Annotated in this window: 11 protein-coding genes; 8 read left to right on the top strand and 3 right to left on the bottom strand. The window is 57.5% G+C overall.

The window, feature by feature from the left end:
* The first annotated feature begins 20 nt into the window (after positions 1-20).
* The 6 genes from tssM (at position 21) to QUE89_RS16195 (ending at position 12095) form a co-directional block, all read left to right on the top strand.
* Positions 21-3614, top strand: a complete 3594-nt coding sequence (gene tssM / locus QUE89_RS16220) for a type VI secretion system membrane subunit TssM (RefSeq protein WP_286221072.1) — start codon at positions 21-23, stop codon at positions 3612-3614.
* A gap of 104 nt (positions 3615-3718) precedes the next feature.
* Positions 3719-5842 carry a type VI secretion system Vgr family protein gene (locus QUE89_RS16215; protein ID WP_286222926.1) on the top strand — a complete coding sequence of 708 codons (2124 nt, stop codon included), beginning with the start codon at positions 3719-3721 and terminating at the stop codon, positions 5840-5842.
* A gap of 3 nt (positions 5843-5845) precedes the next feature.
* Positions 5846-6400 (top strand): DUF4123 domain-containing protein, encoded by a 555-nt coding sequence (locus QUE89_RS16210; RefSeq protein ID WP_286221071.1) that lies wholly within the window; start codon positions 5846-5848, stop codon positions 6398-6400.
* Positions 6401-6438: 38 nt separating this feature from the next.
* The gene (locus QUE89_RS16205; protein ID WP_286221070.1) at positions 6439-10485 is read left to right on the top strand and encodes a hypothetical protein; all 4047 of its coding nucleotides are present in this window, start codon (positions 6439-6441) and stop codon (positions 10483-10485) included.
* A complete protein-coding gene (locus tag QUE89_RS16200) occupies positions 10478-11536 on the top strand; it encodes a hypothetical protein (RefSeq protein WP_286221069.1) in 1059 nt (352 codons plus the stop codon). Before QUE89_RS16205 ends, QUE89_RS16200 begins: the two co-directional genes overlap by 8 nt.
* A 157-nt stretch (positions 11537-11693) precedes the next feature.
* Positions 11694-12095 (top strand): DUF4124 domain-containing protein, encoded by a 402-nt coding sequence (locus tag QUE89_RS16195; protein WP_286221068.1) that lies wholly within the window; start codon positions 11694-11696, stop codon positions 12093-12095.
* Positions 12096-12158: 63 nt separating this feature from the next.
* On the opposite strand, the gene QUE89_RS16190 is transcribed toward QUE89_RS16195, so the two are convergent.
* The 3 genes from QUE89_RS16190 to QUE89_RS16180 all read right to left on the bottom strand — a co-directional run bounded on the left by QUE89_RS16190 (position 12159) and on the right by QUE89_RS16180 (position 17232).
* Positions 12159-13349: an OmpA family protein gene (locus tag QUE89_RS16190; RefSeq protein WP_286221067.1), complete on the bottom strand. Its 1191-nt coding sequence runs from the start codon at positions 13347-13349 to the stop codon at positions 12159-12161.
* Between the two features lie 269 nt (positions 13350-13618).
* On the bottom strand, positions 13619-14758 hold the full coding sequence (locus QUE89_RS16185) for an OmpA family protein (protein ID WP_286221066.1): 1140 nt from the start codon (positions 14756-14758) through the stop codon (positions 13619-13621).
* A 155-nt stretch (positions 14759-14913) separates the two neighbouring features.
* Positions 14914-17232: an ATP-dependent helicase gene (locus tag QUE89_RS16180; RefSeq protein WP_434784080.1), complete on the bottom strand. Its 2319-nt coding sequence runs from the start codon at positions 17230-17232 to the stop codon at positions 14914-14916.
* A 187-nt stretch (positions 17233-17419) separates the two neighbouring features.
* Here QUE89_RS16180 and QUE89_RS16175 point away from each other — a divergent pair, with 187 nt between their 5' ends.
* Both QUE89_RS16175 and QUE89_RS16170 read left to right on the top strand, forming a co-directional pair.
* Positions 17420-17797 carry a DUF2237 family protein gene (locus QUE89_RS16175; protein WP_286221064.1) on the top strand — a complete coding sequence of 126 codons (378 nt, stop codon included), beginning with the start codon at positions 17420-17422 and terminating at the stop codon, positions 17795-17797.
* Positions 17797-19950: a tRNA(Met) cytidine acetyltransferase TmcA gene (locus QUE89_RS16170; RefSeq protein WP_286221063.1), complete on the top strand. Its 2154-nt coding sequence runs from the start codon at positions 17797-17799 to the stop codon at positions 19948-19950. The genes QUE89_RS16175 and QUE89_RS16170 overlap by 1 nt, the downstream gene beginning before the upstream one ends.
* Positions 19951-19983: the final 33 nt, after the last annotated feature.

The raw sequence follows: 19983 nt of genomic DNA, 5'->3' as shown, positions 1-19983 counted from the left end.
ATCAGGGAGTTATTGCAGGAATGGAAACCATGTGGAGAAAGGTTTTACTCATTGGCAGCAGGCTGTTGCCTTACCTTCGGAGCGCCGCGCGATTGGCCCTGGCCCTGGGGGTGATTGCGTTGCTGGTGGCCACCTGGTGGCTGGGGCCGAGCTGGCCCATGAATGGCGAGTACCCTCTGGCCGCGTGGCAGATGCGGGCACTGGTAACGCTGGGCGTCATTCTGATGGTCGCAATGGTCTGGGGCTTCATGCTAGCCAGTAGACTGCGCAAAGTGGACGGCGCCAAGGCCGAAGCCGAGCAGGAACTCGAAGACCCCATCTTGCCCTATGAGCGCCGGCAGCAACGGCTGCTGGACCGTCAGCTTGCCTCATTGAAGAACAATTTACCCGGTCGCAAAGGCGTTTATCGTCTGCCCTGGTACCTGGTGATGGGTTTGGAAGACGCCGGCAAGAGCAGTCTGATTCAACGCTCGGGGCAAACCTACACGCTGACTAACGTGACCCGGAACAGCCGCGCAGATCACAACCCCATTGGTTTTGACTGGTGGATTGGCGATGACGGCGTGCTGATTGATCCTGACGGTGAATTGTTGAGTCAGGGCTATGATGATGGCGCCGGGTCAGAGCTTCCTCACCGGCTCTGGCAGCATTTTATCTACTGGTTAGAACGCAACCGCCCGCAAAGACCGCTGAATGGGGTGGTTTTGACCGTGGATGTGGCGAGTCTCAGCGTCACCAGTGAATCCAGGCGCAAGGCGCAGGCCATCTTGCTGCGAACGCGATTGCGAGAATTGATGGAGCAGCTAGGGTCCCGGCTGCCGGTTTATGTCTGCTTCACCAAGATGGACCTGCTTTATGGTTTTGGCCCCCTGGTGAAGGGGCTGAGCAAGGAAGAAAAGGAACAGGCACTCGGCTTTACCTTTGCGCTGGGCGACCGGCTGGACAACGACGACTGGCTGAGCGAATTCGCCGAACGTTTTGCAGCACTGAGCAACCGGCTTTCTCAGCGCTTGCCCGATGTGCTCGCGGATCTTCACGATGCTGAAGACAAGGCTGCGGTGTATTCCTTTACCCGCCAACTCGCTGGTTTGAAGCCGACCCTGGAAGGGTTTCTGGCCGAGCTGCTGTCCTCCGATGCGTTTTCAACACCGGCGCTGGTTCGGGGTACCTACTTCACGTCTGTGGTTCAGGAAGGTGTCCCGGAAGATGCCTTCGTGTCGGCGGCGGCAACCAACTATGGCATGGCTACGCCGATTCAACCGGCACAACGCACGGGACAGAGTGCCAGCTTGTTCGCCCACTCCCTGTTCCCGAACATCATCTACCGGGAAGCGGGTCTTGCCGGTGATAATCACCGAGTCATTCGTCGACGTCAGCACGCAGTTGCCGCGGCAGCTGTCTTGGCCATCAGCGCTGGGGTAGGGATGACAGCGGGCTGGCAGCACTACTTTCAGAAAAACGCCGGTGCTGCTGATCAGGTAGAAAGCCGGGTACGGAGCTTCCTCGACAACTGGCAACCGGTCGGATTTGAGCCGGACGCCACTGGCCGCAATCTGCTGGAACCCTTGAGCGAACTGCGCAAAGCCACACTTGCTTTCGGGGACCATCATGAGGAGTGGCCGGTGGTGACCGATATGGGCCTCTACCAGGGGCACCGGGTTGGACCTGCGGTGGAGACCGCCTATCTTGATATGCTTGCCTACCAATACCTGCCGGCGTTGATGTTTGGTGTCATGGGTGAAATGGGGCAGGTATCCGACGATCACGCTGAGCGCCTTGATCACTTACGGGTGCTCCGAATGCTCTACGACGCCAGCGGCAGACGCAGCGATCTGGTCATTCGTTATATGCGTGAGTACTGGCAGCGCAGCTTCCCCGGCCAGAAAGACCAGCAGCGAAGCCTGCTGGAGCACCTCAGCTACGCCATGGAGCATACCGATCTGGGCGCTCTGTCCCGGGCCGGTGATGCTACAGCCACGATGGCACTGGCGCCTTTTCGTAGCAGCGTGCAATGGGCTCAGCATGAGTTGGGGCAAGTTGCTACGCCCACCCGGGTTTATCACGACCTGCAGGAGAAAGCCGAGCGGGAATACCGCGCGCCGGTCGATCTGGCTCGGACCTCCGGCCCCGCTTTCAGTGCGGTCTTCAGACAGGTGGATGAGTATGGCGAGCCAACGAACCACTCCGAATCTGACCAGCGCGACCCGCTGATGATTCCGGCCCTGCTAACCAGAAACGGTTTGGAGCAATGGTTCCTGAGGGAATCCGGTTCAGTGACAGAGTTGGCCTTGATCGATGCCTGGGTGCTGGGGCGCCGTGATAATGTCGATTTCAGCAAGGCGGACGAGGCGGAGCTCCAGAAAGGTCTGCAAACCCTCTACGCTGAGCACTATGTCGGCGCCTGGCGGCAGGCGCTCAGCCGTCTGGACCTGCACCGTTTGGAAGATCTGAATCACGGTGTGCGGATTTTGGAAAGCCTGACCAGCGGGCATAAACCATTAGCTCAGCTGCTTGGGCAAGTCCGGCAGAACACCCGTCTGTTGCCCGCGAAAGAGGGCGACGAGGCCGCGGCGAGAACCCTGTTGGAACAATCCCCTCATTTCCAGATGCTGGTGGAAATTGACCGTCAGTTTGCCGACCTGAATGAACTCACTCGCAAAATTGGTGAAGAGCCAACCGGGCTGGACCAGATCATGCTCGTGGTTGGCGATCTCCATGAATACATGCGCAATATTCAGGAATCGCCAGACCAGGGCAAAGCCGCTCTTGCCGCTGCACGTGCCCGCCTGGGACTGCAGGGGGCAGACCCCATCTTTACTCTTCAACGTATGGCCGACAACCAGCCTGAGCCACTGAATCGCATGCTCGGCAAGTTGGCAAATGAGAGCTGGCGGGTTCTGTTGGACCAGGCTGTGGCGCAGCTTGAGCGGGAGTGGTACCGGGAGGTGTACCAGCCGTTCCAGCAGAACCTCGCCCGCCATTATCCATTCAGTGCAAGCTCCGGTCGCGACGTTGCCCTGCAGGATTTTGAGCGTTTCTTTGGACCTGAAGGGGTGCTGGATACCTTCTACCGGGACAATCTCAAGCTGTTCCTGGATGAACATCCCGAACAGGTGGGCGACGCCCGTCGCGCCAGTTTGGTGCGCCGTGATGTTCTCAACTCGCTGGAGAAGGCTGATCGGATCCGCAGGGCCTACTTCACCCGGGGCGGCTCTCTGGACGTTGAGTTCGCCCTTGAACCTTTGAACCTGTCGGCGAACAAGCGTCGCAGTGTGGTCAACCTGGACGGTCAACTGGTGGAATTCAGCCATGGTCCCCGCCAGAGCGTTCCCCTGGTCTGGCCAAATACCCTTCGTGATAGCGTGGAGAGCCGGATAACCCTGGTGCCGATCCAGGTGAACCGATCACCCAGGAGTATTTCGGAAAACGGCCCCTGGGCACTGTTTCGCCTGCTCGATCAGGCAGATATCACCGGTGTCAGCAATAGTGCTGTGGACGTACGCTTCCAGGTAGACGATGGCGAAATGAAATATCGACTTCATGCCGCCAGTAATACCAACCCGTTCACACAACAACTACTTGCAGGGTACCGACTGCCCCGCAGCTTGTATTAGACTGGCCCCACTTCCGGGATGACAGGAGGTCACCCCGGAAGTATCGGTTCTGCCCAAGACATGTGGGAGCCCGGAAATTCAGAATGCTTCAAAGGATTGAAGGCATGCCTCAGGCAAATGGATTGCAGTTCACCGTCCGTGTCGGTGAGTTTCCCTCAGACGTTTTTTCTGTAGTCGGCTTTGCGCTGACCGAAGCCCTTTCCGAGTTGTTTCATGGCCGCTTACAGCTGGCCAGTATCGATCCCGCTATTGGCGCCGCGGATGTGCTCGAGCAGCCTGTCGAACTGTTGATCTGGCAGGATGGGGAACCGCTGCGTCGCTTTACCGGTGTGGTCAGCGAATTTGCTCGCGGCGACTCTGGCTATCGCCGAACCCGCTATGAATTGGTCATTCAGCCGCCGTTGTGGCGGTTGGGATTGATGCACAACAGCCGGATTTTCCAGAAGCAACGTCCCGACGCCATTTTGCGCACACTGCTGGAAGAGCGGGGCATTGTGGAGTCGGTGTTTGAACTAAAGCGCGAGCCGGCGGAGCGGAAATACTGCGTTCAGCACCGGGAAAGCGATCTGGCGTTTCTGGAGCGACTGGCGGCTGAGGAAGGCTGGCATTTCCGCTATCAGCATGGCGCGGTGGACGGCAGTGCATCGGCTGGGCTGATCGTTGCTGATCATCACGGCGACGCACCGGTTCTGACGCCGGTCGGATATGACGCCTCTGCGGGTGGCAGTCACCGGCAACTGTCGGTGTTCAAGTTCCGCTACCAGGAGCGGGTTAGGGCTGCTTCGGTGGCGCTCAAAGACTACACCTTCAAGAACCCCGCCTATGCCCTGATGCATGAGCAAGGCGCCAGCGCCCCCAACCATCGTGACGACTACCAGCACTTCGACTACCCGGGCCGATTCAAGGCCGATGCCAGTGGCCAGCCTTTTACCCAGGCAAAACTGGACGCGCTTCGAAACGACGCCAGCACCGCCCAGGGCGAGAGCAATCGCCCGGACTTCGCACCGGGCGCCAAGGTTGAACTCACCGATCATGACCAACCGAATCTGAACCGGGACTGGCTGCTCACTGCCGTTACTCATCAGGGCCAACAGCCTCAGGCTTTAGAGGAAGAGGGCGGGTCGGAACCAACTACCTACCACAACAGCTTCAGCGCCATCCCCGCGAACCTCACCTGGCGGCCGCAGTGTGTTCATCGCCCCATCATGGACGGGCCGCAGATCGCCATCGTCACCGGGCCCGAAGGAGAAGAAATCCACTGCGACGAACACGGCCGGGTGAAGGTGCGCTTCCCGTGGGATTGCTACAGCCAAAATGATGAACACAGCGGCGCCTGGCTGCGGGTTAGCCAGGGTTGGGCCGGCGGGCAATATGGTTTCGTAGCGCTGCCCCGCATCGGCCATGAAGTGATAGTGTCCTTTCTGGATGGCGACCCGGACCAGCCGATCATCACCGGGCGCACATACCACGCCACCAACAAACCACCGTACGCATTACCTGAGCACAAAACCCGCACCACCCTGAAAACCCAGACTCACAAGGGCGAGGGCAGCAACGAATTACGCTTCGAGGACGAAGCGGACAAGGAACAGATCTACGTCCACGCCCAGAAAGATCTGGACCTGCTCACCGAACACAATCGAACCGAAGTGATCAAGAACGACAGTCATTTGACTGTGGAAAACCATCGCTTCAGCCACATCAAAGGTAATGCGCATCGCACGATCGATGGCGAGAAGCGAATGCAGACGGGCAAGGACCACAGTTTCTCGGTGGCAGGCACACTGCGCCTGAAAGCGGGGGCGGCCTGGTTGAATGAAGCTGGCACCGAACTGCACATCAAGGCCGGGCAGAAAGCTGTGATCGAAGCCGGCGCAGAACTCACCCTCAAGGCCGGCGGTAGCTTTGTAAAGATCGACCCCAGCGGTGTCGCCCTGGGAGGAGCTGCGATCAAGATGAATGCCGGTGGGGCGGCGGGTAAGGGCAGTGGACAGAAAACGAAGGTGCCGGAAATGCCCGGGTTGATTGAAAGGGATGGTGAGGCGGTGCCGCCTGTGCAGCTGGATGATGTTGGTCAGCGAATGAATGCCGAGCCAAAGCCAGTGGTAGCTCATCGCCTGAAACAGGCGAGAATGAACAGGTCTGCGGTTGTTCAGAAATGCCAGGAACAGCCTGATGGTTCCTGCCCTCTCAGCAATTGCCCCTGCGGGAAAGCTCAGCAGGTGTAAATAATGAGAGCGCACTTCATGGTTAAAACACCTGAAAAGATGAATAGAACGCGGTTTCTTGTGCTCGAATCTCAGCATAAGACGCCCTTACTTCAGGAGCTGTACCAGACAGCGGAAGCCCCTTCGTGGCTGTACCTGTTTGCAGACACAGAATGGCAAACTTATGTCGAAGAGGGTCCGGTGCTTTTGGAAGCCGGACAGGAAAGTGAGGAATATCGCTGGGCCCTAAAAGCTCTGAAACAAGGTCGTCTTAGCGGACTGATTCTTGAATCACCGCAGGGACTTAATGCAGTAGCCAGATGGTTAAGGGAACGCTTAACCGTAAATATTGGTGGCCATCGTCAGGGGCTTCTTCGCTTTTACGATCCTTTGATCTGGGACCGGCTTGAACCCAAAACAAACGCTGATGCAGAGGTTATAGAGCGGGTGATCTACTGGCATGGAAAGCCCGGGGAACAGCGCTGGATGACCACGGAAAACCCAGAACCCATTGCCATGTCGCCAGTGCCAGCACTGAACGAACAACAATGGTCGGCATTGAATGCAGTCAGCGTCTAGCCATGAATCTATCGTTCTAAGGGAAGGGAAATACAAGGATGTCCGAAGCTACATCTAGCAAAGCAGCAGGAAGCTGCGGCCCCGCATGCGAAGGCGAATCCTTGATCATCGAGGTGATCGGAAAGGATCATCCTGTGGGGCAGTCGTTCCGAATCTTTGACGAGAGCAATTATGAACAACAGGAGTGGTTGGAGAATCAGGTAAAGATTGAGGAACTTGAGGATTCGGTCCTCCATGTCTGGCCTTGGAAAGGGCAGCCGGAGCGGAACGTCTGGCTTGAGATTGATGCTGAAGAAGGTGCCCCCATCCGCGTGCCTTTTTTGAAGCAGACTGGTGCTGTTGACCGGCAAATGGAACGGCAACGCCACGTTATATTGCCAATCGTTCCCGCCACACTTATTTCAGGTGTTGAGGTTAAAGGCAACAATCCTGTTCACCATGTCATGTCACGCGCCGGTTTTTTGTACTTGTTCCTCGAAGGCGTCCTATGGCGTGAGCTTGAGGTAAGAATCGACGAAGCCGGTGTCACCACCTATCACGATGTTCCGCTGCACCAGCACCGGAACCGAAACGACAATGACAAACTGAACCCCGCCTATCGAGACGTTACTGGGGCAGGGTTAAGTGAAATATGGGCCCCGGCCTGTGTCGATGGCAGCTGGTTCACACTGGAAGCGGCGTACAGTGAGTCCCAGTGGCCGGGGGAGCGCGTCAACCACCTCGAACGCTCAGGTGCTGATCGGCGTCACCGGTGTAATCGAATCGACATGCGATTTACCCCAGACAGCAAAGAGAATGTTGAAACCCTGCTGATCAGCAACGGCAACACCACAGCTTTTTTGGCTCGCGAACTTTTGCCACAGCGCCCGAGAAAGCCTGCCGTTGAATGGGGATTTGATCGCCCTGAACAGTATCTGTTGGATACGCAGAGCAGCTATCCAAAATCGGCTATGAATTCGGCTCTGTCCATACATCAGCGACAGGAAGACCCAGATCCTGACGACCCGATTGCAGAAGATGAACGACCGGAGATGACGGCATTGGCGAACTGCCTTCACCAGACAGTCCAGGAAGTGGAAAGTGCAAATGCCCAGCAGTGCTTCGCTGAAGAGAAAGAGCCCTTCACTTGGTATGACACTGAACCGGCGACGAACGACTGCACCGAAAGCGCGAGAACGCGTGCCATTGGCGTGATTCGCCTTGATGACCCTCTCTACCAGCTCCGTTACAACAACCGGCGACGCCAAGTTGCCGCCTGGTTTGCGAACGCCACGACGCGCCGTGCGAAAGCCAGACCCTATTTTGACTCTGCACTACTGGTTAACTCTGTTTTTGAGCCTGAATTCATTGGGGGCAAAGCCAACGCGCTTCACAAACATATGTCCGAAGTGTTCGGTTCTGGGCGGAGAGAGTTCGAACGCTCCATCGCATTATCGGAGCGCAGAATGGCCCGCGACTACCTGGACCAACTTCACACCGACTTGCTCTGTCGCTTGTCCGACGAGCGAACTCAACATGTGTTGACCGATCTGTTCACCCACTACAGCTATGACTACGCCGGGGCGTTCAAATTTGTATCTTCGCTGATTATGGATCTGGTGACGGAGCCGGAGGAGTGTGACGCTCTGGACGCGAGTGTTGAGGATTCCGTTGATGGCAGAGGTAAACGGTGGCTGGAGGGATTATGTGAGGGCAAACACAGCCGAGTTTTGTATTCGCTGCTCTTTCCCTGGTTTTCTTCAGAGGATCAGGAAAAGCCCTACGAGCTACCCTCAGAGCCGGACGCCAATCATGGCAACGGAAGTTTCCGTGGTACCGAACTCGCTGCAATGAGTGATAAAGGTCCGCCCGAGTTCGATGAATTAAAAACAATAGATGGGTTTGAGTTGACCGCTGAGGCCGAAGCCGGCGCCTATGAAACGCTGCTGACATCCCATCTTCGCTACGGTGGCCAGGTGCTGATGGGCGTACATGGCAACATGTGGGTGTCTATTCACCATGCCAGTCAGGCCATATTTGCAAGAAACACCCAGCTCAAAGAGATCAAAGACGAACTAGAAGAACTGCGGCTCGAAAAAGCGACATTGGAGAACCAGAGGTGGGCGCGGGAACGAAATATCAACAACCTCCATGCAAAGGCGCAACAGCTCAGTGATATTCAGGACAAATTGAACCGGTTGGATAACCAACGTGAATCCTTGGCTCGTCAGAGGGACAGCCTGAACAAGAAAGCCATTCTGGGGCAGATGAAGTTGTACTCCAATTCCCTGGAACAGCTAAGGCGCTCTCTCCCTGGCCTGCTTGGCAAGATGGAGCTAATGCGTTTGTCCAAAGCCTTGCAAAAGGATTACTTCGTTTTTGAAATCAGTACACGGCGACCAAGCGCAAAACGGGGCTCAGATGCCATCCGGTTGTTTGGTGATGTCTTCAGTGTTGAAGGTGCGCAGTCGTCTGGTCAAAAGAAGGCAGAGGCGTCGACAAATAGCAGTCGAGCACAGGCCGCAGGCATTGCCTCCGATGTTGCAGAAGACGCCTACGTGCTTGTGTTACCCAAAACCGAAAAAATCGCCCAGATGGTCCAGAAGATCGCAGCAGCTGAATCTCGATATCGGGATTCGGTGCACAAGCTAACGGATATTGAAGACCTGGGCGGCGTGAATCCTGACACCCCTACCGCACGGCGACTGAATGAGGCCAGAGCAGAAGTGGCAAAAGCAGAACAAGGCCTCAAAGACTTTGATCGCGATCTACGGACACAGCGCGACGCCGTTGCTCGCAAAGCCAATTACGTAAGTGATGTCGAGGCGGCAAATGATGCTGCCAATCGAATCGACCAGGCGGAAATCGACAGCAAAAGGTCTGGCAGGCTATATCGAGTGTTGAATAAGCCAGTTTTTCCGGTATTTGTGGGGATGTTGGAGATTTATAATGCGGGGAGTGTTTGGGCTGCGTCTTCTAGCGAAGAGCGAGTCAAGGGCAGGGAAGTTGTTTTTGCAGGCTATGCAAGTGCGGCTTTTGACCTCGCAGCAACGACCGCAGCAATTCGTGAACGATGGGCTCTTGGGCCATCCAAAGTCTTGTCTTTACAGCTGCCAGGAAAGTCGGGTGAGGTATTCACTCGATTGTTTGGCGCGAACCTGACAATTAGAGCTGGCCTCGGTGTTGCGGCTGGCTTTTTAATGGCATTGGATTGTGGGCTGGACTCTCGATATGAGTATCGGATGGGAAACTACAGAGCGGCGACGGGGCATGGGCTTCTCGCTGGAAGCGGTCTGGCCTTCGGCTTTGCTAGCTTGGTAGGCAAGGCGGGTACTTTTCTTGTGCTGGGACCTGGCGCGTGGTTGGCTGTCGGCGCCGCGCTGGCTGTTTCCGGATTGGTTATGGTGTTTATGTTCAGTGACGAACCTTTGGAAATCTGGATGCGTCATGGGCCCTTCGGGCAACTGGACGAAAAACCATTCCTTAAGAAGCCTGCAGAGGCCTATTATCGCCTAGTAAGTCTTCTGATGGGTGTCTCGGTCAGGCTTGAGTACAACCCTTTACGTCGCGCCGCCCAGTTAGGGGAGCTGGAGGAGAGTGATAGCAAAAGGATCAATGCTCTAGCAGCCTCGACGGAGCGGCTGGTAGTGGAAAGTGCAATACCAGGACTTTTCAGTGCCAATGGTATTGTCGACATTATTCCCAAACTCCAGCTAGCGGAAACTATTGCGGTTGCAAAAGGGCGTAGCGCCGATGCTCGGACAAATCGATTGACGGGGGAGGCCGTCAAGGAACTCATCCTTTTGACAGAGCCTTTCGATGCGGGCGTTCATTTGTACCTGAATGCACCCCAGAACAGGCGGCAGGAGATTGAATCCAGCTATTTCTGGCAACCAAACCGGTGGGAAACCAAAACCTACCGTTGGTCTGCAAAAATTCAGGTTAAGGCGCCAAAAACGCTGGGGGAGAAGCAGATGGTTTTTCCTGCACCGCCACCTGAGGACCCATTAACATACAATGCGAAAAACAGCGAACATACTGTGCCTGATTTCGCCACGAGAGATCAGTCCTTCTGGTATAGCGAAAGGGTCCAGGAAAATGGCTGATGTGAACGTCAACGATACATATGATGGAAACTATTACGGAGTCGCCACCTATCGCCCAGATATGTTGCCTCTCCAGAAGGATCAGCACGACGAGCTGAACCGCTCCAAGCTGAGCAGATCTGCCAGTCTGCGTCTCCCGTGGGGCAGCACCAGGGATGTTGTGCCACCAAGCTTGTTCTCCAGCTCTTCACCAAAAAAACTCCGAAAGTTGGAAAAGCGGGAGGATATGGCGAAGAAGATTGGGCTTCAGTCCGAGAATGACCATGAGTGTTTGCGCCATGCTCATATGGCTTTGAGGACGAGATTCTTCGACATGATGAACGTTCTGGGAAAACTCTGGTTTTACCTAGTTACTCCAATTTCATTGCTCGCTTTTTTGATGTTATCTCCACTAGTACGAAGCACTGGAGAGTCCTGGGTGGCGTTCGTGCAAGGTACAACCGAGATAGAATTGGTGCTGTTTTTTGGGGGACCAATATTGTGGTTAGTTTCAGACCTCGCGTTTCGCCTGTTTCCCAGATGGCTTCTCAAAGCAGGCCGCGGCCCAGAATGGGAGTTCAACCGCCGAACCGGCATGGTCAAGGTTTGGCAGTACCCCCGCAAACTGCCGTTGATGCCACGCAAGCCACCCGATGTTATTGAACATCCCTTCTATGAATTCGACGCCTGGTGCTGCGCACGAGTAGACCGCCATGGCAGTTTGTTTGATCTGGTACTGTCTCATCGCTATAGCAAACTGGACGTTACTGTCGGCGACATTCTGGGGTCTCACGGGCACCCAAACATGTGCTATGCCTATTGGGATTTCATCCAGAATTACATGGACGTCACCAGGCCACTTCCGGATTTTCCTTTGCTCGAAAAATACCGCGACATGGATCCAGTGACGGCAGAACACGACCGTGAGGCTGGTCGCCCAGAACGTTATTGGCGTGACATGGACATGGATACTTTCAAGAAAAAAGTCGATCGGATGCATACCGACGTCACTATTATCGACACGGTTTCACGACCGAATTTAATGGAAGAAAGGGTTCGTTACGCGACCTGAGTTCCTCAATCTGAGGCGTTATCGCGTGATCTGTTTTACTCTAAAGTGCAGGATCAGTAGCTGAATTCTGCGGTGTCAGACGGGCCGCGGAAACTAACAACCGGTAGGGATGATCGTTTTGCTCAAGTCGCTCTTCGTTTTGTCGATGGTTTTCTCCATGTCAGTCAGCGCCGGCGTTTATCGCTGGGTCGATGCAGAAGGCCGCACTCACTTTGGTGATCAGCCGCCGGCTGAAGTCGCGCCTAAGAAGGTTAAAGTAGCTCCGCCACCGGTCAGCAACGACGCCTCGGCTCAGGAGCGTCAGCAGCGCATGCAGGATTTCCTCTCGGAACAGCAAAAGGACCGGGAAGCGCGTCAGGTGGATCAGGCGAAAGCAGCAGAGCAGGCAGCTAAGAAGGCGGATTTATGCGCCAAGATGCGGGCTCAGCTAAAGAACATGGAACGGATCTCCACGTTCTACGATTTGGACGAAAACGGTGACCGGGTTTATGTCACCGAAGAGGAGAACGAGCAGCTCCGGAAAGATTTCCGAGACAAGGTTAAGCAAGCGTGCGGCTGAGCCGCTCACAAAAAAGGCGCCCATGAGGGCGCCTTTTTCGTTACTGCAGCAGTATTCGGCGTATCACTGCTTAATTTTGATACGAGCCTCAACCCGGCGGTTAGTCGCGCGGCCTTCGGCCGTGTCGTTGGAGGCGATGGGCTGTGTTTCGCCATAACCTGTCGCGCTGACGCGTGCCGGGTTAACCCCGAGGGCATCGGTCAGGCGTGCGGCGACGGCTTCGGCGCGCAGCTGCGACAGGTTCAGGTTGTAGTCCGCAGCGCCGGTGCTGTCGGAATGGCCGGCAATCTCAACGATGGTTTCGGGGTTGGCTTTCAGGAAGTCCGCAACCCGGCGAATTTCGTCATCGTACGAATCACCGATTTCGGCGCTGTTGAGCGGGAACTGTACTTCGATTTCGAAGGTTTCGATGGTCTTGGTGATACCTTCGCAGCCTTTGGCATCTACCTTGGCGCCGGCAGCGGTGTTCGGGCATTCGTCGATGCTGTTCACAACGCCGTCGTTGTCGCTGTCGAGTTCACAGCCGCGACCATCCACTTTTGCACCGCGGGGGGTGTTGGGGCAGGCGTCACGGGCATCGACAACGCCGTCCTGGTCGCCATCAAGCTGGCAGCCGGTACGGTTCACTTTGGCGCCGGCAGGCGTGTTGGGGCACTGGTCTGCGCTGTCGATAACGCCGTCGTTGTCAGCGTCGGGCGGCGGGGGCGTGGCGTGTACGAACGCCAGGCTCAGGCCCAGGGAGATCTGGGTGTCAAAGGTGCTGTCTTCAACGCCGTGGAATTCCCGCAGGTCGGCGCGCAGGGACACGATGTCGGTGATGTTGTAACGCACACCGGCGCCCACGTTGAACCGGGTTTCATCGTGGTTGCTGCCCGCGGTTCGTGGCGCTGCTGCGTTGGTACCGAAATCGGCATGACCGGCACCGGCTGACAGGTACGGGTTCCAGGCTTCTTCAGGCCCGGCGAAGTAGTAGATGGCGTCCATGCGGATTTCTTCGAAATCGGAAGAACCCAGCGCACCCTCGCGATCGGCATCGGCCCGGGAGAACAGCGCTTCCACAGCCCAGTTCGGGGTAAAGCGGTATTCAGCACCCACGCCAAACGTACCGGTCTCGCTGAGCTCACGCTCATTGTCGAAGATCTGGTAGGCGGCAAACGGATTGATGTAGGTGGTAGCCTGGCGTTCTTCAGCCATTGCCGGTGATGCCAAGGTAGCCGCGACGGCAGCCATAGCACATGATCGCATGATGCTCATGCAGAGTCTCCTGTTAGGGTGGGTAGTAAAGAGCCGCGAGTGCGGAAAAGCCGGGCGATCCGGAATTCGGGTCAGTACAGCAAAAAAGGTAACTGGCACTGAGGGTTATATCCCTACTAGCACGAAACGGGAGGCCATTTGGTTCCAGTCGTTTTAGGCCAGGCGGATAAAGCTTGAGGCAAGGCTGAATAATCAAAGAGCGCCAGGGAAAAGCCAAAAAAAAGCGCCCACGGCAGTGGGCGCTTTTTGTTTGCTGAGGTGTTAGCGCATTAACGCTGTACCTGTATGCGGGCCTCTACGCGGCGATTGGCTGCGCGCCCTTCGGCGGTGGTGTTGCTCGCTACGGGTTCAGTTTCGCCGTAGCCCACTGCGGTAACGCGCTCGGGATCAATGCCGAAGGCGTCGGTAAGACGCTTGGCAACGGCTTGGGCACGGCGCTTGGACAGCGTCTGGTTGTAGTCCGCATCACCACGGTCGTCACTGTGGCCACCAATTTCGACCACTGTTTCCGGATGAGCCTTCACGAAATCGGCTACGCGACGAATTTCGTCATCGTATTGGCTGCCAATAACGGAGCTGTTGGTCGGAAACTGTACCTCTACCTCGAAGGTTTCGATGGTTTCAGTCACACCTTCGCAACCGGTCGCATCGACATCCGCTCCTGCCGTGGTGTTCGGGCACTGGTCGGCACTGTTGACGACACCATCGTTGTCAGCGTCCAGCTCACATCCGGCAGTGTTCACGGTTACGCCAGCCTTGGTGCCAGGGCACTGGTCACGGCTATCGATCACGCCATCGTTGTCGCTATCTGCCGGCTTCGCGGGAACCGGGGCAGGAGCCGGAGCAGAAGAGGGGGATGTCGTGGTTCGGGCGAACGCAAGGCTGAAGCCCAGGGAAACTTGGGTGTCGAATGTGCTTTCGTCGATACCGTGGAATTCACGCAGATCCCCGCGCAGCGAGAACCTGTCTGTGACGTTGTATCGCACACCGGTGCCCACGTTCACGCGTGTTTCATCATGGTTGCTGCCGGAGGTGCCCATGCGGGATGAGTCGTTACCGAAATCGGCATGCCCGGCACCGAGCGATACGTATGGGTTCCACTTTTCTTCCGGGCCGGCAAAGTAGTAGGTGCCGTCCACACGAACTTCTTCAAAATCGAAATCGCCGCTACCGTATTTGTGGTCGGCATTGGCCCGAGAGTACACGCCCTCAATCGCCCAGTTCGGCAGGAAGCGGTATTCCACGCCAAAACCGTAAGTGGCGCTCTCATCCAGGGCTCGTTTGTCATCAAAATACTGAAACCCCGCAAACGGGTTAATGTAAATCGTGTCCCGGCGCTCTTCGGCTATAGCTGGCGTGACCAACGTCGCGGCAACCGCAGCCATGGCACATGATCGCATGATGCTCATGCAGAACCTCCTGTCCGACTTTTTGAGTTGAGTTCGCAGGTGCGAAGCGGGCGCAGTTTGGCATAAAGCTGCCGCAGATTTTAGTATTTGAGCGCCGGATATTGCTCGTAAGCCATTAATTTTACGTAAGAAATTGGTTAGATGTTCTGGTCAGGTCAGGCTAGAGGGGTGAAATACAGGTGCGCACTTTTCTTGCTGAAGTTCAGGGTGTCGCCGTTGTCGAAGCGTACCTCGAACGCGCTTTCGTCTTCGCTGACCACGCTGCCGGCACCGAAGATGGCGTGGCTCAGGCGTTGCCGGTGCCAGAGCACGCTTGTGGAGTCGGTCTGGGTTACTTCAGACCCGTTCAGGGAAATTCCCTCTCGTTCGGCGTAGCGCAGACTCACGGGTGTAATCGGAGCCGCCAGTTCGATGGCGGTGTCCGTATTGTGGTTGCCTTCATCAAGTAGGCGCCCGAGTTCGTGGGCCAGATCGAAGCAGAATTCTTCAACAAATCGGCTGGGACCCTGATCGCCCTCCAGGTGGGGTTGGGCACTCACCGGTCGGCTGAGCAGGTGTAACTGCTGGCGGGAACGGGTCATCGCCACGTACAGCAGGCGCCGTTCGCTTTCGAGGATCGCCCGGGCGTCGTCTTCGGCCCTGGGGCTGTAGGGCAGGTACTTTTCCTGAAGGCCGGGGATGATCACCCGTGGCCACTCGAGGCCCTTGGTGCGGTGGATGGTGGAGAGCAGAACACCGCCCTGCGGGTTCTCGCCCGCCTGCTGTTTCAGCGTTTTCAGATGATCCAGGGCACCATTGGCATCCACATCGAGGCTTTTCAGGTACTCGCGAAAACCATGCACGGTGTCGATCCGCTCTTCGGCGCTCTCGTGAGTCAACGCCAGGCTTCGAATGCCTTCATATAGGTCGGTGTGCTCAGCATACACACTGATCAGCCCCGCTACCGGGCCCTTATATCCGCGCAGCTGGCTCAACACCTCGCCCAGCTTGCGCAGCTTGCGCCCGGCCATGGGCGACAAGGCATCGAAGTCCATGGCCAGCAGGCGTTCGTGCCAGTCGTTGGCGAAGCCGGACAGGAAGCGGGCCAGCTGTTCCAGTTCCGGTTCTTTCAGGCCCACGTGCGGGAAACGCAGTAACTGTCGTGCTACCTCTAGCCGGTCGGTGTCGGGCAGGTTGCTCAATCGGCCGGTCACTACCATCAGCACGGAGATGATGGCCTGAACCTCCCGGCTGAACAGGGCGCCCTTGCCGGCATCGATGCGGTAGGGAATCTGCCGGGCCAGCAGTTTCAGCTCAATCGGCACGCTCTGGCTCCAGACCCGGAACAGGATGGCGGTGTCGCTGAGGTTGGCCTCGGGTGTCTGCTGCAGAATCCGGACCACGGCGTCGCTGTCACTGTCGACCCGGTGCAGCTCCACTTCAGTGGCGGGTGTCGAGGGATGCGAGTGGCACAGCACATCTTTGCGACCGGTGTTGTGGCAGATCAGATGGTTGGCCAGCAGAGCCACCCGGTGGCCGTAACGGAAGGTGTAGCTGAGCGTCTGCTCCAGCGGGCTCTCGAATTCGTCGCTGAACCGTTTCAGGATGAATTCCGGCTTGGCACCCCGGAATTCGTAGATGGTCTGGTCCGGATCGCCAACCACGGTGACCCGGGCTCGGTCACCGGCTACATAGCGCAGCAGCAAATGCTGGATTTCGTTGGTGTCCTGGTACTCGTCGACCAGGATCAGGTCCATCTTGTTACCCACCAACCGCTGCAGTGGCGGATTCTGGTGAATCGCCATCACCGGCTCGTAGAGCATGTCGGCGTAGCCGATGCGGCTCTGGCTTTTGCGCCATTGCTCGAAGCTGTGGAACAGGTCGATCAGGTAACGGTGCTTGTCGGCGTACCCAAGCTCTTCGAACACGATTTCCGCTGGCGACAAGGTCGTTTTCACCAGATCAATGAAGCCGGTGGCGGTTTCCACGAAATCCTTCTTGTTGCGGCGGATCTCGCCGGCCAGGTCCTCGGGCGCCAGGCGGCGGGTCAGTTGCCAGGCCTGAAAGCTGATCTCCTGTTCGGTCAGGATCTTGTCTGAAAAGCCCGGCAGGTAGCCTTCGTGGACGAACCGTTTGTACAGCCGCAACCCCATGGCGTGATAGGTGCGAATCTCCGGCAGTGCCAGCCCGCTCTGGTGGCAGACCTCCTGGAGTTTGCGCCCGAAATCCACCCGCGCACTGCGGTTGAACATCAGCACCAGCATGCGATCCGGGTCGTGGCCTTGCTGCAGCAGGTAGCGAATGCGCCAGGCGAGGGTAGAGGTCTTGCCGCTGCCGGCTACGGCGGTGATGACGGAGTGCTCGTAACCGGCGGTGATGATCGCCCGTTGCTCGTCGGTGAGAAAATCTGGCAGATCGAGGGCGGCGTGTTGGGGTTTGGTTGGCATAGGGCGTATTGTACTGGCCAACTGGTAGAGCGGGTACCCGTCCCGCATAATTGAAAAAACCTATTCAAAGTCATTTAACTACAACTCCGGGACCTGTCGCAGCCCTTTGATTTGGCTTTCCAAAACCCGCTCAAGCACGTCCATGTGACGCTTGAGCTCCGCCATCCATGGCTCCGCACAGTTTTGGAAAGCCAAACCAAAAGCCTGCTCACTTCTGGAGATAGAGGACAAATCCATGCAAATATCCGAATCCGTCAACGTACTGGGCGAAAATCTGGAAACCTGCGGCACTGATCCGCAAACAGGGTTCTACCGGGACGGCTGCTGCAACACCGGGCCGGACGACCTGGGCTTTCACACCGTGTGCGTGGTGGTGACCGATGAGTTTCTGGAATTCTCAAAAGCCAAGGGCAACGATCTGAGCACACCCCGGCCGGAATTTGGATTTCCGGGCCTACGGCAAGGTGACAGCTGGTGCCTGTGCGCGGCGCGCTGGCAGGAAGCTTTTGAGGCCGGAGCTGCCCCGCGCGTGCGGTTGCGGGCGACTCATCAGGCCACTCTGGAAATGTGCGAACTGAACGACCTGAAACGTCATTCGGTGGATCTCAGCTAATGACTCCGGGTGTGCTCACGGCTGAAGAACTCAACGCCTGGCAGTTATTCCAGCGTGGGCTGAGGCTGCGTGGCGAGCGCCGTCTTGTGTTGATTGAGGGTGAGCGCGCTCATGCCCTGAGCTGGCTGGCGACGCTGTTGCCAGCGCTGGCAACAGCGGCTGGTGTCTGGGTGGGGCCGGACGCGGACCGGCCTGATGAGGCGTTAACGCCCATCGCACCCAAGCAAATTCGGCAGTGGCTGGGCCGTGAGACTTCGGTGGTGGTCTGGGATGGCTGGCACGGCAATCCGCCCGATGCCTTTGCTGCTCTATCCGGAACGCTGCGGGCCGGTGGCCTGCTGTTCTGGCTGATGCCGCCGTTGGATCAGTGGTCGAATTTCCCCGATCCAGATTACGCCCGAACCGGTCTGGATGACCTTCCCGAGCACCCGTTTGCCGCGCGAATGGCGGATTTGCTGGCGGCTGACTCTGAGGTAATTCGGGTCAAATCCGGCCAGTCGGCGTCAGTTGATCTGCCCGTGCTCGTGGAACCAGATCAGCCATTTTCGGTGCAGACGACCGATGATCAGCGTGACCTGATTGATCGGCTGGTGCGGTTCGGTCTGGGTCGGCGTCGCCGGCCGGTGGTTGTCACGGCGGACCGGGGCCGTGGTAAATCCGCAGCCCTCGGGATGGCCGCGGCAGAATTGCTGCGCCAGGGCCGGCGCCAGATTCTGGTGACTGCGCCTTCCCGGGATAATGTGGCAACGCTGTTTCGTCACGCCCAGCACAGTCTTGGTGACGATATCCTCACCGCCTCAGAATCCGCGCTGGAAACCCGTGCGGGTGGCAGCCTGCGGTTCCTGACTGTTCGGGATCTTCTGGCGGAGAAGCCGGAAGCCGAGGTGGTGCTGGTGGATGAGGCGGCAGCCCTGCCGGCGGCGCTATTGAAGCAGATTCTGTTGGGTTGGCCGCGGGTGGCTTTTTCGTCCACCGTGCATGGCTATGAGGGTGCAGGCCGTGGTTTTGCTATTCGGTTTCGGCAGGTTCTGGATCGGGAAACACCGCACTGGCAAGCGCTGACTCTCAGTGCGCCCATTCGCTGGTCCGCCACCGATGCCCTGGAGCCCTTAATCTCCCGCCTGTTCCTGCTGGCGGCTGACAGTCCTGAGCTGGCGCCCGAGACCGTGGACGCAGCCGATGTCCTTATCGAACCCTTTGAGCCCCGGCAGTTGGACGATCAGCAGTTGTCGGAGGCGTTCGGGTTGTTGGTGGACGCGCACTACCGCACCACGCCCGCGGATCTCCGGCAATGGCTGGATGCGACAACTGTGCGCAGTTGGCGCGCCCGGGTGGGCGACACCACCGTGGGTATTCTCTGGGGTGTTATTGAGGGTGGCATCAGCCCTGAACTGGCGGAACAGATAACTCTCGGTCAGCGACGACTTCGTGGTCACCTGTTGCCGCAATCGCTGGCCAGTCACAGCGGGTTCCCGGAAGCAGCCAGTCAGCAATGTCTGCGAATTACCCGGATTGCCGTGGCTGATCATGCCCGCCGGCTGGGTGTTGGCTGCCGATTGGTGGCCGCGGCCAGGCAGGCTGCCGTGCAGGAAAACCTGGATACGGTGGGCACCAGCTTTGGTGGCAGTGAGGAATTGCTGCAGTTCTGGCGTGCCTGCGATTTGGTCCCCGTGCGCCTGGGCCTGAACCAGGAGGCTAGCAGTGGAGAGTACCCATTACAGATGCTGGCCGGGTGCAGTGCCGGTGGGCAAGAGCTGGTTTCACGCCTGCAGCAACGCCTGGCCGAACACTGGCCAACCCTGTTGCCGTTGGCCTGGCCGGCGCTGAATGCCCGGCTGGCGGCAGCCCTGAGTGCTCAATTGCCGGCCGCCAGTCGCCTCAGTGACGATGATCGGCGGGACCTGCACAGTTTTGCCCACGGTCATCGTGGCTTTCTGCTCTCGTTGCCCGTGCTGCGTAAGACCTGGGCCGTGCCGGGCGTGCTCTCCTGGTTGCAAGCTCAAGACGAGTTGTTGCTTTGGGTTGCCGCAGTTCTGCAACAGCAGAGCTGGCAAACACTGCAGGGGCAAGGCCTGTGTCTGGGGCAGCGCGATGGAGAAGATCGACTGCGGGCGTTGGTTCGTCAACTTCTTCAAAACGGCCCGGAGTTGTGACCCGCTCGATTTAATTCTGCTGCGCTGCTGCCC

Origin of the sequence: Marinobacter sp. LA51, assembly GCF_030297175.1 — a bacterium.
In the GTDB taxonomy this organism is placed as follows: Bacteria; Pseudomonadota; Gammaproteobacteria; order Pseudomonadales; family Oleiphilaceae; genus Marinobacter; species Marinobacter apostichopi.
This window is presented reverse-complemented; position numbering and strand designations above follow the sequence as displayed.

Bases quoted from the DNA above. Each gene is read 5' to 3' on its own strand.
- QUE89_RS16195 (WP_286221068.1), top strand. From the start codon at position 11,694: ATGTCAGTCAGCGCCGGCGTTTATCGCTGGGTCGATGCAGAAGGCCGC.
- QUE89_RS16200 (WP_286221069.1), top strand. From the start codon at position 10,478: ATGGCTGATGTGAACGTCAACGATACATATGATGGAAACTATTACGGA.
- tssM (WP_286221072.1), top strand. From the start codon at position 21: ATGGAAACCATGTGGAGAAAGGTTTTACTCATTGGCAGCAGGCTGTTG.
- QUE89_RS16185 (WP_286221066.1), bottom strand. From the start codon at position 14,758: ATGAGCATCATGCGATCATGTGCCATGGCTGCGGTTGCCGCGACGTTG.
- QUE89_RS16205 (WP_286221070.1), top strand. From the start codon at position 6,439: ATGTCCGAAGCTACATCTAGCAAAGCAGCAGGAAGCTGCGGCCCCGCA.
- QUE89_RS16190 (WP_286221067.1), bottom strand. From the start codon at position 13,349: ATGAGCATCATGCGATCATGTGCTATGGCTGCCGTCGCGGCTACCTTG.
- QUE89_RS16215 (WP_286222926.1), top strand. From the start codon at position 3,719: ATGCCTCAGGCAAATGGATTGCAGTTCACCGTCCGTGTCGGTGAGTTT.
- QUE89_RS16210 (WP_286221071.1), top strand. From the start codon at position 5,846: ATGAGAGCGCACTTCATGGTTAAAACACCTGAAAAGATGAATAGAACG.
- QUE89_RS16180 (WP_434784080.1), bottom strand. From the start codon at position 17,232: ATGCGGGACGGGTACCCGCTCTACCAGTTGGCCAGTACAATACGCCCT.
- QUE89_RS16170 (WP_286221063.1), top strand. From the start codon at position 17,797: ATGACTCCGGGTGTGCTCACGGCTGAAGAACTCAACGCCTGGCAGTTA.
- QUE89_RS16175 (WP_286221064.1), top strand. From the start codon at position 17,420: ATGCAAATATCCGAATCCGTCAACGTACTGGGCGAAAATCTGGAAACC.